Origin of the sequence: Streptomyces sp. NPDC060002 (genome assembly GCF_042737245.1) — a bacterium.
GTDB lineage: Bacteria > Actinomycetota > Actinomycetes > Streptomycetales > Streptomycetaceae > Streptomyces.
Genome location: NZ_JBHWUW010000002.1, coordinates 134,668 through 148,647 on the forward strand (window position 1 = coordinate 134,668; position 13,980 = coordinate 148,647).

The 13,980-nt window shown below is 72.0% G+C and carries 9 protein-coding genes; 7 read left to right on the forward strand and 2 right to left on the reverse strand.

All coding sequences use genetic code 11. The features are described from left to right. Positions 1–96: 96 nt before the first annotated feature. Positions 97–351, reverse strand: a complete 255-nt coding sequence (locus ACFWBD_RS03115; protein WP_385661832.1) for an acyl carrier protein — start codon at positions 349–351, stop codon at positions 97–99. An 855-nt stretch (positions 352–1,206) separates the two neighbouring features. Here ACFWBD_RS03115 and ACFWBD_RS03120 point away from each other — a divergent pair. From ACFWBD_RS03120 to ACFWBD_RS03150, 7 genes are read left to right on the forward strand one after another with little or no spacing between them, the layout of a single operon-like run. Continuing rightward, positions 1,207–2,187, forward strand: coding sequence for a ketopantoate reductase family protein (locus tag ACFWBD_RS03120; RefSeq protein WP_385661835.1), 981 nt, complete (start codon positions 1,207–1,209; stop codon positions 2,185–2,187). After that, positions 2,184–2,492 carry an acyl carrier protein gene (locus ACFWBD_RS03125; RefSeq protein ID WP_384122065.1) on the forward strand — a complete coding sequence of 103 codons (309 nt, stop codon included), beginning with the start codon at positions 2,184–2,186 and terminating at the stop codon, positions 2,490–2,492. The genes ACFWBD_RS03120 and ACFWBD_RS03125 overlap by 4 nt, the downstream gene beginning before the upstream one ends. Continuing rightward, positions 2,489–6,745, forward strand: coding sequence for an amino acid adenylation domain-containing protein (locus ACFWBD_RS03130; protein ID WP_385661838.1), 4,257 nt, complete (start codon positions 2,489–2,491; stop codon positions 6,743–6,745). Before ACFWBD_RS03125 ends, ACFWBD_RS03130 begins: the two co-directional genes overlap by 4 nt. A gap of 12 nt (positions 6,746–6,757) precedes the next feature. Next, a complete protein-coding gene (locus ACFWBD_RS03135) occupies positions 6,758–7,771 on the forward strand; it encodes a zinc-binding dehydrogenase (RefSeq protein ID WP_385661841.1) in 1,014 nt (337 codons plus the stop codon). 13 nt (positions 7,772–7,784) lie between these two features. Continuing rightward, positions 7,785–9,026, forward strand: a complete 1,242-nt coding sequence (locus ACFWBD_RS03140) for a polyketide synthase (RefSeq protein WP_385661844.1) — start codon at positions 7,785–7,787, stop codon at positions 9,024–9,026. Between the two features lie 58 nt (positions 9,027–9,084). Next, positions 9,085–9,513 (forward strand): nuclear transport factor 2 family protein, encoded by a 429-nt coding sequence (locus ACFWBD_RS03145; RefSeq protein ID WP_385661847.1) that lies wholly within the window; start codon positions 9,085–9,087, stop codon positions 9,511–9,513. 45 nt (positions 9,514–9,558) lie between these two features. Then, a complete protein-coding gene (locus ACFWBD_RS03150) occupies positions 9,559–12,150 on the forward strand; it encodes an AMP-binding protein (RefSeq protein ID WP_385661851.1) in 2,592 nt (863 codons plus the stop codon). A 196-nt stretch (positions 12,151–12,346) separates the two neighbouring features. On the opposite strand, the gene ACFWBD_RS03155 is transcribed toward ACFWBD_RS03150, so the two are convergent. Beyond that, positions 12,347–13,297, reverse strand: a complete 951-nt coding sequence (locus ACFWBD_RS03155) for a M28 family metallopeptidase (RefSeq protein ID WP_385661854.1) — start codon at positions 13,295–13,297, stop codon at positions 12,347–12,349. Between the last annotated feature and the right edge of the window lie 683 nt (positions 13,298–13,980).

Genomic DNA, 13,980 nt, shown 5'->3' on the forward strand with positions numbered 1-13,980 from the left:
CACTGAGCCGGTATTGAGCCGGTATTGAGCCGACCTTGAGCCGATGTCGAGCCGACGTTCAGTCGATGCCCGGCGTTCGAATCAGCGGCGATTCGGCTACACGCGGGGTGCGGTGGCGGCGACACGCTCCACCGCCACCGCCAGTTCGCGCACGGTGGGGTGGTCGAAGAACAGCCGGTTGGGCAGCCGGACACCCAGCCGCCGCCGCAGCCGGATGAGCACCTGCGTGGCCTTCAGGGAATGACCGCCCGCCTCGAGAAAGGGGGTGTCGTCATCGAAGTCGTCATGCCCGAGCACCTCGGTCCACGCGGCTCTGACCTGGTCTTCCATGGCCTGCGCGGGCGGCGTCACGGGCGACTCGAAAGCCGGTTCGGAAAGCGGCCCGGAAAGCGGTCCGGAAGGAAGCCCGGAATCCGGTCCGGCCGGTCCCGAAGGCAGACCCGAAGATGGCCCGGCACATGGATCCGGACGTGTTCTCACGCCGTCGTCGTTCAAAAGGATTCCCCCGTGTCATGACGGATCACGGTCGATTACCCCGGATGCGGAGCAGCCGTGGAACGGCCCCGCACATGGGCGCGGCTCGGTGAAGCTTCAATTGTTTTTCCCCGTAGAAACGGACGCTCCACCGGTGGGTCAAACCGGTTCGGTCCCTGAGGTGATTGCTCACCCTGGCGGCAGATTGCCGATATCGGAGAGTAGGCAGGGGCCATCGAGCCAGTCAAGGGTCGAATGTCGGCCAGCACTTAAACAGAACACCTTTGGCCAACGCTTCCACTCTGGGTGCGAAACCGCCCCGACATTCATGTGCATCGGCCATTCGGTTGGCCGAAAAGCGGGTTGACGGCCGAAACTCGGCAGCTCTACCGTCGGTGAGTCGATTGTGAACGCAGTATTTCAAGGGTTGCGTTCGAGGCCGACACCAACCGGCGTGACAGGGGGAATGATGTACGCCGAAACGGGGGAGACGGAACCGGCTGACCAACCGGTTCCCTATTCCGTCAGAGTCCTTTTCGAACTCCGATGATCCTTGGATCGGCGATCACCTGACCCGTGGCCACCTGGTCCCTCGAAGGCCGTAGCCGGCCTTTCTCCATCATTCACACGGGGTCGTCTTCCGCTGCCCGCTGCCCGCCGCACAGCGCACCGCAGTGCGCGCACCGCTGTGCGGGCTCCGGCATTCGTCACGAGATGCATCAAGGAAGCGTGTTGAGGCATGCCATTCTGGGCGCCGGGGGAGTCGGGCTCGCCCTCGGAGCGGCGCTGGCCCGCGCGGGCCACGAGGTCGTGCTGGTGATGCGGGAGTCCTCACGAGCCCGCTACCGCGGCGTGATCGACGTCCACAGCAAACTGCACGGCGACCTCGCCGTCGAGGCACGCGCGGTGGAACGGCTCGACGAGCCGGTCGACGTCCTGTGGGTGACGGTGAAGGCGCCGGCGCTGGACGCCGCCCTCGCCAGGGTCGCCCCACGGCTGAGCCCCGACTCGGTCGTCCCCCTGCTCAACGGACTCGACCATCCGCGGCCGCTGCGGGCCAGGTTCGGCCCCCGCCAGCTCGTCGGCGCGATCCTCATCGAGGCGGAACGCACCGCACCCGGCCGGGTGACCTGGCACTCCCTGTACGCGGAGATCAGCCTCGCGGCCACCGGCGACGGCCACACCGGGGGCGTCTGCGATGCGGGCGCCGCAGCCGGTGGCCGGCGTCTCGGCGGGCTCGCCGAGGTCCTCGCCGACGCGGGTCTCGGCTGCACCCCGGAGCGGGATCCGGCGAGCGTCCTGTGGCGCAAGCTGGTCCTGCTGCTGCCGTTGGCGCTGGCCACCACCGCCGCCGACGGCCCGCTCGGCGTCGTCCGCCGACGGCTCGAGCTGTCCGCCCTGCTGCACGACGCCGCCCGGGAAGTCTGTGCCGTCGCCGCGGCGGACACCGTCGCCGTCGACGCCCGGAGCCTGCTGCACACCCTGGACACCCTGCCCGGCCGGACCGACACCTCCCTGCACCGGGACGTCACCGCCGGGGTCCGGCCGACCGAACTCGCCGCGCTCGCCGAGCCGGTGCTGCGCCGTGCCCGGGACCACCACGTGGCCGTACCCGCGCTGGCCGAACTGGCCCGCAGGGCCGCGGAGCGGGAGCGGCAGGCGGAGGTTCCCGCACCGCACCGATCCACCTACCGCAAGGGAGAAACGTCATGACAGTCGGTTCGGGCGAGACACTGGGCGAAACCCTGGAAGCGACCCTCAAGGAGATCCTCGTCGAGGACCTCTTCCTGGACGTGCCCACCGAACGCATCGGGGACGACGACGGCCTCCAGGACGTGCTGGGCCTGGACTCCCTCGGCTTCGTGGAGCTGCGCGCCCAGTGCGAGCAGCGCTTCGGCGTGGCCATCACGGACGCCGAGTTCACCCCGCTGCACTTCCACTCGGTGCGCACGGTGGCGGACCTGGTGCGCACCCTGCGCACGGGCGCGGCCGGCGAGCACCTGGCGGTCCCGCAGTGAGAGAACCGGCCTCCTCCGAGCAGCTGGACGTCTGGCTCGCCTGTCAGCGCGAACCGGAGTCCGACCGCTACAACGTCACCGTCGACCTGGAGTTCACCCCGACCGTCGACATCCCGGCGCTGCGTGCCGCACTCGGCGATGTGCTGACCGCCCACCCGGCCCTGCGCTGCGCCTTCGTCACCGAGGGCGGCGAGCTGTGGCGCACCACCGAGGCCGACCCGCCGATGGCCTTCGTCACCGACCGGCTCCCCGGCCGCTACGACCGTGCGCGAGCCCTCGCCCGCGCGGTGGTCGCCGGCCGTGCGCCCTTCGACCTGGCCACCGCACCGCTGTTGCGGGCGACGCTGCTGGCCGGGGAGGGCGGCGCGCTGCTCGCCGTCACGATGCACCACATCGTCTCCGACGGCTGGTCCAGCCGGATCCTCGCCGAGGACCTGGTGACGGCCTACCGCTCCCGGACGGCGGGCGGCCCGGCCCCGGCCCCGGCCCCGCGCACGTCGTCCGACATCGATGCCGACATCGATGCCGAATCCGGTACGGGCGCCCGTGCCGAATCCGGTACGGGTGCCGGTGCCGGTACTGCTCCCGGTAGTGCCGCTGTTGCCGGTATGGATGCCGACGCCCAGGGCGATCACGACGCCGACCCCGAGACCGACGCCGATATCGACACCGACGCGGACGCCGAAGCGGACGCCGACGCCGATGTGGACGCGGACGCCGACGCGGACGCCGACGAGTACTGGACCTCCGTCCTGCGCGACGCCCCCGCCTCGCTCGCGCCCCCGCACGACCTGGTGCCGGAGGACGGTTTCCCCGGTCCCTCCGGCCGGGTGGAGGTGCTCCTGCCCGCCGAGGTGCACGCGGGGGTCCAGGCGCTGGCCGCCGCCGAACGCGGCTCCCCCGCCGTCGTGTTGCTCGCCGCCTGGTCCGTGCTGCTGCACGCGTGGGCCGGGGAGTCCGAGGGCACCTTCGGCATGGTCTTCGCCGGCCGGCGGTACTCCGACGCCGAGCGCGTCGACCTGTTCAGCCGTGCGCTGCCGATGCGCGACCGGACGTCCCTCGACGACCGCTTCCTGGACGTGGCGGCCCGGCTGCGCGAGCAGATGCTCGACGCGATGGAGCACGCCCACCTCCCCGTGCGGCGGCTGCGGGCGATCCGCAGCGCGCGGGCGAACGGGCCCGGCGTCGAGCGGACGGTGTTCATGTACACCCCCGCCTACGAGGACGAGTGGCAGGCCGGAGAGGTGACCGTCCGCCGCTTCGACCACCCGGACGAGACGACGAAGTACGAGTTCTCGGTCAACGTGCTGGAGGGCTCGGCCGGCACCCGGCTGTGCGTCTACTACGACACCGCCCGCTATCTCCCCGCCACCGCCGAGCTGTTCGCCGAGGAACTGCGCGAGCTGCTGGCCCGCGCGGTGGCCGCCCCGGACAGCACCTGCGGCGACCTGCTCGCCACCTGCGACCCGGGGCTGTCCGGGGTCGCCGCGCACGGCGAGCCCGTCACGTCACCGGCGCCCGGCATCCCCGAGCTGGTCCTGCGGCACGCCGCCGACCGCCCGGACGCCATTGCCGTACGCCACGGCGAGCGCACCCTCGCCTACGGCGAACTCGCGGCCCGCGCGGGCGAGCTGGCCGGCTGGCTGCGCGACCGGGGGGTCGGCCCCGGCGACACCGTGGCCCTGCTGCTCGCCCCCGGCGTCGAGACTCCGGTCTTCTGGCTGGCGTCCGCCCTGGCCGGCGCCGCCTACCTCCCCCTCGACCCGGCCTATCCACAGGCCCAGCTCCAGCTGATCGTGGACGACGCCCGCCCCGCGGTCCTCGTCGTCGACCCGGAGTGCGGACAGGCCCTCGACGTACCGGAGGGCACGGCCGTCACGGTCGCCGAGGCGCTCGCGCGAGCTCGCGGCCGGACGGCCCCCGGGCCGGCGTACGACGACAGCGCGACCCTGTGCGTGCTCTACACCTCCGGCACCACCGGCCGGCCCAAGGGGGTCGTCCTGCCGCACCGCGGCCTGGCCCGGCTCTTCGTACGGCCCGACTTCCTGCCGCTGGACGAGACGGACGTCGTCGCCCAGCTGTGCCCGCTCAACTTCGACGGCGCCAGCTACGAGATCTGGGGCGCCCTCACGCACGGCGCGCAGCTGGTCGTCCTCGACAAGCACCTGGTGCTCAGCCCCCGTGAGATGCGCACGGTGGTCCGCGAGCGCGGGGTGACCACGCTGCTCGTGACGACACCGCTGCTCAACCGGATCATCGAGGACGCCCCGGATCTGCTCCAGTCGCTGCGGCGGGTGTACTTCGGCGGCGAGCTGATCTCCGTACGGCACATGCGCCGTGCGCTGCGCTGGTCCCGGCCGGGCGTCCTGCTGCACAGCTACGGCCCCACCGAGAACTCCTTCACCTCGACCTGGTTCCCGATCACCGACCTCGCGCCGAATGCCAGGACGGTCCCGATCGGCCGGCCGGTGCCCGGCACCGAGGTACGGGTGGTGCAGGAGGGCGGCACCCGTCCGGTGCCGCGCGGGGTACCGGGCGAACTGCTGCTCGGTGGCGCGGGGTTGGCCGACGGCTATCTGAACGCGCCCGCGATGACGGCGGACCGGTTCGTCACCGACGGCACGACCCGGCTCTACCGGACCGGTGACCGGGTGCGCTGGCGTCCCGACGGCCTGCTGGAGTTCATCGGCCGCAACGACAACCAGGTGAAGATCCGCAGCCAGCGCGTCGAACTCGGCGAGGTGGAGGCGGTGTTGGACGCACACCCGGCCGTCGAGTCGGTCTTCGTCACGACGCGCGTCAACCGGCGTGCCGAGAAGGAGATCGTCGCCTACGCGGTGGCCGCGCCCGGCACGGACGCCGACGAGATCGGCCGGCACGCCAGACTGCGGCTGCCCGCCTTCGCCGTACCCAGCCATCTGCTGCTGGTCGGCGAACTGCCGCTCACCCCGACCGGCAAGATCGACCGGCGTCGGCTGCCGGACCCGGAACAGTCGTCCCGGTCCGCACAGCCCTCCCCTTCCCCCTCACCCTCCCCCGCCCCCGCATCGGTCCCCATCCCGGCCCTCGCGCCGGAAGCGCCGTCCGTGGCTTCCGTGACCTCCGCGGCTTCCATGGCTTCCGCGGCTTCCGTGAACTCCGTGACGGAAGGCGTGCGGGCCGCCTGGCGGGCGGTGCTGGAGCACGACGGCTTCGGGCCCGACCGCAACTTCTTCGACGCCGGCGGCCATTCGCTGCTGCTGGTGAAACTGATGGAGCAGCTGCGGCTGACGACCGGCGCCGACGTCCCGGTCATCGACCTGCTGCGCCATGTCACGGTCCGCGACCAGGCCCGCCTGATCGCCACGGCCCACCGGCCCGTGGGCGGGACGGCGGCCCCAGCCACCGTCGTACCCCGGCCCCCGCTCGAACGGGTGCCGTCGAGGCCGGCCGGCACGGCGCCGGTGTCGCCTCCCGGTCCGCGGATCATCGCCCTCTCCGCCGCCACCGCCGACGCCCTGGTCGTCGCCCGCGAGCGGCTGGCCGTCCATCTGGAGGCGAATCCGGACCTGGCACTGGTGGACGTGGCGCACACGCTGGAGGTGGGCCGGCGGCACTTCGGTCACCGATGCGCCGTCGTGGCGTCCGACCTGGCCGAGGCGGTACGTGCCCTGCGCGCCCCGCACACCGCGACGCCCGCCGCCCCCGGTTCGCCCCCGGCCGTGGTGTTCGCCTTCGCGGACGGCCCGCCGGACGGCGCCGGCCCGGCCGCCGGTCCGCTCACCCGCCAGCTGCGCCTGGCCGGCCGGTTCGCCGAACGGGGCGTGACCCCGGCGGCGGTGTACGGCGTGGGAACGGGACGGTTCGCGGCCGCGGTGGTGAGCGGCGCGCTCACGGCCGAGGAAGGCGTGCGGCTGGTCGCCGAAGGGCCCGGCGCGCGCGTCCCCGTACCCCGCCGTCCCGCCCTGCTGTGGTCCACCGCGCTGGGTCCGCTCCTGCCCGACGGGCCCGCCCCGCAGGAACAGCACCTGTCGGCCGAGGCCGAACCGGCCAAGCTGCTCCGGACGGCCGGTGACCGGCTCGGCGAGGTGGCCGTCCTCGACATCGCGGCCGTGGAGCCCGCCGAGCGAGCCCTGCTGACGGCACTCGCGGCCCTGTGGTGCCAGGGCGCCGAGGTGCGGCTGACACCGGCCGGCCCGGCCCGCCGGCTGCGCCTGCCCGGCCACCCCCTGTCCTGGGCGTGTTCCGCGTCCCCGCTCCCCGCACATTCCTGAAGGAAGGTCCGCATGCCGCACGTACGTGGCGAAGCCGCCGTTCTCGTCGAACCCGGGCGCCTGGAGGTGGCGGAGGTCGCCTTCCGGGCGCCGGCCGAGGGCGAGGTCCTCGTCCGCAACACCGTGGCCGCCATCTGCGGCAGCGATGTGCACCGGGTGCGCGCCGAGTCCCCCTTCTTCCGGGACATGCGCGACCATCCCTACCCCTGCCCGGCGGGCTATCCGGGGCACGAGGGCGTCGGGGAGGTCGTCGAGAGCCGGTCGGCCCGCTTCTCGCCCGGCGACCTGGTGCTCACCGTGCCCAACCACGCCTACATGGCGTCGTTCGCCCGCTACCAGACGATCGCGGACCGTTTCCTGCTGCCGGTGCGGGGCTCCGGGGCGCCGACCGTCCAGCTGATGGCGCAGCAGCTCGGGACGGTCGTCTTCGCGCTGAAGCGGTTCTGGCCGGAGCCCGTGCCCCAGGGGTCGACGGCCGCCGTGGTCGGCGTCGGCTCGGCGGGACTGCTGTTCCAGCAGCTGCTCAAGCACCGTGGTTTCGAGAAGGTCGTCGCGGTCGACCTGGAGCCGGGGCGGCTCGCGGTGGCCCGCTCCCTCGGCGCGGACGCGACCGCGCACGTGCCCGGGCAGAGCGCCGAGGAGGTCGTCATGGAGGCGACCGGCGGCAAGGGCGCCGACCTGGTCGTCGAGGCGGCCGGCACCGACGGAGCGCGCGAGCACGCGATGCGGATGGTCGGTCAGCACGGCCGGCTGGGCTTCTTCGGCATGCCCGAGGACTACGACATGCGCATCCCGTACGCCCATCTCTTCGTCCGCCAGGCGCAGTTGATCACCGCGGTCGGCGGCGCGCAGCTGGAACCGGGGCTCCCCTCCTTCCGGACCGCGCTGGAGCTGATCGGCGACGGCTCGATCCGGGTCGACGACCACATCACCCACACCTTCGACATCAAGAACATCGCCGACGCCTTCGACCTCGCGCACAACCGGCAGGACGACGTCGTCAAGATCGCGCTCACTTTCGGCTGACGGGAGGACAGGCATGTCGGAACTCGCCAAGCACTCGGCCCCGGTGGCCGTCATCGGCGTCGGCGGCCGTTTCGCCGAGGCGCCCGACGTAGGGGCGTTCTGGGACAACCTCGTCGCGGGCCGCGACTGTTTCCGGCGGGAGCCGGTCCCGGTCGTGGAGGACCTGGGCGAGGACCGGCTGCGGGTCCACTCGTGGGGGATCGCCCCGCACCGGGACACCTACGACCACACGCTCGTCGGCGTCGAGGGCCTGGACCCGCAGCACGGCATCCTCCAGGAGTCGCTGTGGCAGGCGGCGGAGGACGCCGGGGTCAGGATGTCGGCGATCGCCGACCGCACCGCCGTCTACGCCGGCTGCGCCCGCACCAGGCATGTGCCGCGGGCCGCCTTCGACGACGTGGTGCGGGTCGACCCGACGTTCGCCGGGCCCTACTTCTCCTACCTCCAGGACCTGTGGGGCGAGTCGCTGATGCTGGACTCGGCGTGCGCCACCTCCACGGTGGCCGTCCAGCTCGCCTGCCAGAGCCTGCGCTCGCACGCGTGCGACTACGCGCTGGCCGGGGCGGTGGCCATCCAGGAGGACGCCGACGGCTCCTATCTGCGGACCCCGCGCAGCATCTACTCCACCGAGGGCATCGTGCGGCCCTTCGACCGCCGTCACAACGGCGTCGTGCCCGGCGACGGCTCCGGGGCCGTCCTGCTGCGCAGACTGGACGACGCCCTGCGCGACGGCGATCCGGTCTACGCCGTCATCCGGGGCGGCGCCGTCACCAACGACGGGCGGGCCAAGCCCGGGTTCGTCATCCCCGGCGTCGACGGCAAGGTCCGCGCGGTGCGCCGGGCGCTGGAGGCGGCGGGCCTGACCGGGGCCGACGTCGACTACGTCGAGACGCACGGCGTCGGCATCCCGCTGAACGACCAGATCGAGGCGACCGCCCTGATCGAGGCCCTCGGCACCGACGGGCCGCCGGTGGCGGTCGGCTCGGTGAAGGCCTCGGTCGGCCACTGCGACACCGCCGCCGGCATGGCGGCCCTGATCAAGACGTGCCTCGCGATCGACCGCGGCTTCCTGCCCGCGACCCCGAACACCGAGGTCCCCATCGAGGAGTTCACCGGGCGCGGCGAACGCTTCGGCATCCTCCCCGAAGGCCGCGCCTGGCCCACGAACGGCCGCCCACGCACGGCCGGCCTGATGTCGGCCGGCGTGGGCGGCACCAACGCCTTCCTCGTCCTCGAGGAAGCCCCGGCCCACTGACACCGGCCACCGGGCACATCAGTTTCCGTTCCGCATCTTCACCTGCCGAGGAGCACGCATGTCCGTCACCGCCGACCTCTACATCGAGGTCAAGAACTTCTACGCCCGCCAGATGCGCGTCCTGGACGACCTGGACATCGAGCGTTTCACCGCGACCTTCACCGAGGACGGCTCGGTCGCCCACCCCCACCGCGGCGAGAAGGTGGAGGGCCGCGAGGCGATGCGCACCAAGATGAAGAGCATGCTCCCGATGTACGAGGGGCTGGTCACCCGCCACTGGTTCGACCACTTCCTGATCGAGCAGGACGGTGGCGAAGGCCTGCGCGTCACCTACTACTCGCTGGTGACCCAGACGAACACGCAGGACGAGGTCCACTTCTTCTCCTCCTCCAGCGTCGAGGACCGGATGGTGCGCGAGGAGGGTGAACTGCGCATCCGGGAGCGGGTCATCCACCGCGACAACCCCAAGTACGGCCGAGTGATCTGACCCCCCGCCCACGCATCCGTGAACCGCTGAAGGAGGGCAGAGCAGATGGCAGAGCAACCGGCGCGGCAGTTGGCGGAACAGCCCACGGAGTCCTGGGAACGGCCGCCGGCCGAGTGGAACGACACGGCGCGGCCGTTCGAGGACCAGGTGAGCATGATCGACCTGATCGAGCGGCGCGTCCGGAAGTCCCCCGACGCCCCCGCCGTCCGCCTCGGCGAGGGGGAGGTCAGGACGTACGGGGAGCTGTGGGCCGCCTCGGGTCTGCTCGCCCGTTTCCTCTCAGGTCACGGGGTGGGCCGGGGCGCGTTCGTCGGCATCCTGCACGAGAACTCGTGGGACAGCGTGCTGGCGGTCGTCGGTGTGCTGCGCACCGGCGCCGCCTATGTGCCGCTGGACGCGCGCTGGCCGGCCGCCCGGATCGCGGCGCCCGTACGCCAGTCGGGCATCGGATGGCTCGTCACCGGCCATGCGCTGGCGCGCCGCGCGGAGGAGGCCGGGCTGCTCGCGGGCACCGGCGTGCGCCTGGTCTGCACGGACCTGCGGGCCGCGGTCCCGGACCCGCTGGACACGGAGGCGGTGGGCCTGCTGTGGGACGCCGTCGCCGAGGACGAGGACCTGGGCCGGGCCTCGGGCTTCAACCAGAACCCCGGCGACAAGATCTCCACCGCGCACATCGCCACCTACGTCTCGCACGTGCGAGACCTGGTGCTGTCGGCGGCTCCGGCGGAACGGCGGCCCCGGGTCGTCGAGGTGGGCTGCGGTGCCGGTCTGATCGCGGGGGCGCTGCGGGACCGGGTGGCCGGCTACACGGGCGTCGACGTGTCGGCCGTCGCCCTGGAGCGGGCGGGGCGGGAGGCCGGCGAGGGGGCACGGTTCGTACGGGCCGCGGCGGCCGACCTGGGCCGGGTGGTGGCACCGGCGAGCGCGGACGTCGTCCTCCTCGCGAGCGTCGCCCAGTTCTTCCCCGGGTTCGAGTATCTGCGGTCCGTGCTGCGGGACTCCGTGGGCGCCCTGGCGCCGGGCGGGGCGGTGGTCCTCGCGGACCTCGCGGAGCCGGGTGAGGGACCCGACGCCGGTCATCTGCGGGTGCCCGCCGAGTGGTTCGGACACCTCGCGGCCCGACTCGGCCTGCCGGTAAGGGCGGAGATCCACCGACGCGGCGGGGACGGCTGGCCGCAGGTTTTGCGGGACCGGTACGACGTCGTCCTGCGCCTGGCGCCGCAGGACGCGTCCCCGACACACACGCCGGTGATCAGCACCTGGAGCGACGTCGAGGAGGCCCGCGCCCTGCCGCTGCCGGCCGGCCCCGGCGCCGACGACACCGCGTACGTCATCTTCACCTCGGGCTCCACCGGCGTACCGAAGGGCGTGTCGGTGCGCCACCGCAGTGCCGTCAACGTCATCCAGTGGGTGAACGAGACCTACGCGGTGGGTCCGGACGACTGTCTGCTGTGGGTCACCGCGCTCACCTTCGACCTGTCCGTCTACGACCTGCTCGGCGTGCTCGCGGCGGGCGCCAGCCTGCGCGTGGTCCCCGCCGCCGAACTGTCCGACGGCGAGCGGCTGCTGGACATCATGCTGCGCGAGCCGATCACCTTCTGGGACTCGGCGCCGGCCGCGCTCGGCATGGTGATGTCCTTCGCCGACGAGCCGATGGGGACTGCCGGGACGGACGGGACGAACGAGTCGGACGGGACGGACGGGACGGACGAGTCGGAGGAGTCGGAGGAGTCGGAGGAGTCGGAGGAGTCGGAGGAGTCGGCCAGTGCGGACAAGTCGGCCGGGACGGACGGGACGACCAGTGCGGACGAGACGGCCGGGACGGACGGGACGACCAGTGCGGACGAGACGGCCGGGACGGCGGACGGCGGTCCGGTGCCGAGGCTGCGCCTGGTCTTCCTCAGCGGCGACTGGGTGCCGTTGGCCCTGCCCGGCCGGGTCCGGTCCCGCTTCCCGAAGGCCCATGTCGTGGCGCTGGGCGGCGCGACCGAGGCGACGATCTGGTCCAACCACTTCGACGTCGGCGAGATAGACCCGGCCTGGACGAGCATCCCGTACGGCAAGCCGATCCAGAACGCCCGCTACTACGTCCTGGACGGCGACCGCAAGCCGTGCCCGATCGGCGTCGAGGGCGATCTCCACATCGCGGGCGTGGTCGTGGCCGACGGGTATGTCGGCGATCCGGAGCTGTCGGCCGCGAAGTTCACGGCCGACACGGTGAGCGGCCCGGCGGACGAGTCCATGTACGCCACGGGCGACCGGGCCCGCTGGATGGCCGACGGCAATCTGGAGTTCCGGGGACGCCGGGACGACCAGGTCAAGGTGCGCGGCTACCGGATCGAGCTGGGCGAGGTGCTGGCCGCCCTGCGCCAGGTGCCGGGGGTGGTGGACTGCGCCGTCACCACGCTGCGGCGCGAGGACGGACCGCAGATCGTGGCGGCCGTGGCCGTGGGCGGCTCGGAGCCGTTGCCGGGCGGCGGCTTCGTCCGCCGCCACCTCGCGCGGAGCCTGCCCAGCTACATGCTTCCGGAGCATGTGCTCGTCCTGCCGGCCCTGCCGGTCGGCCCCACGGGCAAGGTCGACCGGGACCGGCTGGCCCGCCTGGCCGCCCGCCCCCGGGACCGCCGACGAGCCTGAGCGGGACGCCACGGGACGGCACCGGACGGGACGGAGCGGGACGAAGGGGGACGGCACCGGACGGCACGGGAGAGGGCGCGACGGAGTGGGAGTGGGAGAGGGAAAGGGCGGGACGCACGGCAGTCGCCGGACGTCCCGCCCCTCGGTCCGCACCCGATGCGCGGTCAGGCCGCCACGAGGCCCGACCGCGCAGGTCCTAGCCGCGCACGCCCAACTTCCACACCATCGCGGCGACGGCGTCGCTGTTGACGTCCAGGGCCCGCCTGTCGATGTTGGCGGGGGTGTCACAGGCCTGGTGGTAGCACTTGTCCATGGCCTCACCGGCGGTGCCGCCCCACTTCGCGGCCTGCTCCGGGGTCTTGATCTCGGCGGATCCGGTGAAGATCCCGCCCACCGCGACGCCCTTGGCCAGGAACGGCTCGTGGTCGCTGCGGCCGTTGAGCGCGGTCGCGGGCTCGGTGGGGATGCCCTTGGCGGTGAAGTAGCGGTCGAAGTGCCGGGCGATCTCCGGGCTCTGGTCATAGACGAAGTACCCGGGGTTCGGTGAGCCGATCATGTCGAAGTTCAGATAGGCGGTGATCTTCGACAGTTCGGCCGCCGGCAGGGTGTTCACGTAGTGCGTGGACCCGATGTAGGTCTCCTCCTCCGTTCCCCAGAAGCCGAAACGGAGGTGCTGGGAAGGGGTGACGTTCTTCGCGGAAACCGTCAGCGCGGTTTCCAGGATCGCGGCGACACTGGAGCCGTTGTCGTTGATTCCGGGGCTTGTGTCCACCGAGTCGAGGTGCGCCCCGACCATGAGGACTTTTCCGGTCCGGCCACCCTTGGGCCAGTCGGCGATCAGATTCCAGCTCTTCTTTCCGCCGAACTCGAATTCCTGGAGCGAGGTGGTGAATCCAGCGACGTCCAGCTTCTTCTTCACATAATCCAAGGAGGCCTGATAACCGGCAGTGCCATGGGCCCGGTTTCCGTTGTTCGCGTCGGAGATCCGCTGGAGCGCGTCCAGGTGTCGCATCACTCCGGTGACGGAGATGTCGGGCGCCACACTTGCCTGAGCAGGCTCTTCCGCATGCACACCGACTGTTGTCAGCATCAGGACGGACAGCGTGGACGCCGCGACGGCGGCCGGACGGGACGGCTTGAAAGACACAGCTGATTCCCTTCTCGGTGTGAGCAGTTGATCTTTCCGAATGCTTCCACGAAGCCCGCGCCAAAGCCAACGGACTTCAACAGACTTCACAAACGGAACCGCCCGGACGCCTCTTTTGCGCCAGTCGACCACAACGGCTTTCCCTCCATAAGGCCCACCGGAAATCACCTGCAGACGACCGCCGCCACGCCGAATAAGCGCATCAATTCATGACGCGTTTCGCACTCCCGAGAACCGACCCGAGAATCGACCCGATAACCCGATCGACAACCCGATCGGGAACCGGCCCGGGAACCGGCTCGGCAGAACTGCGGGACCGCCCCGCGCGCGACCGGGCCACAGGACTCGTTCGCGGGCCCGGACCGCCGGGCACCTCGCCGCACCGACACTCGGCGGTCCGCCCACACCCCACCCCTCAGCCCCACACCGTCCCACCCGTCACAGGCGGCACAGGCAGCACAGGCAGCACAGGCAGCACAGGCAGCACAGGCAGCACAGGCAGCACAGGCAGCAACAGCGGCAACAGCGGCAACAGCGGCAACAGCGGCAACAGACGTTACGTGCCCGAAACCTTGACGATCACATCGCCGGGTGCCACGATTCCGGCGCCGCCATGTTTACGTAAACATCAGCCACCCCGGGACATTGATGTTTACGCAAACATCGCGTGGCGGCCGCCGCCC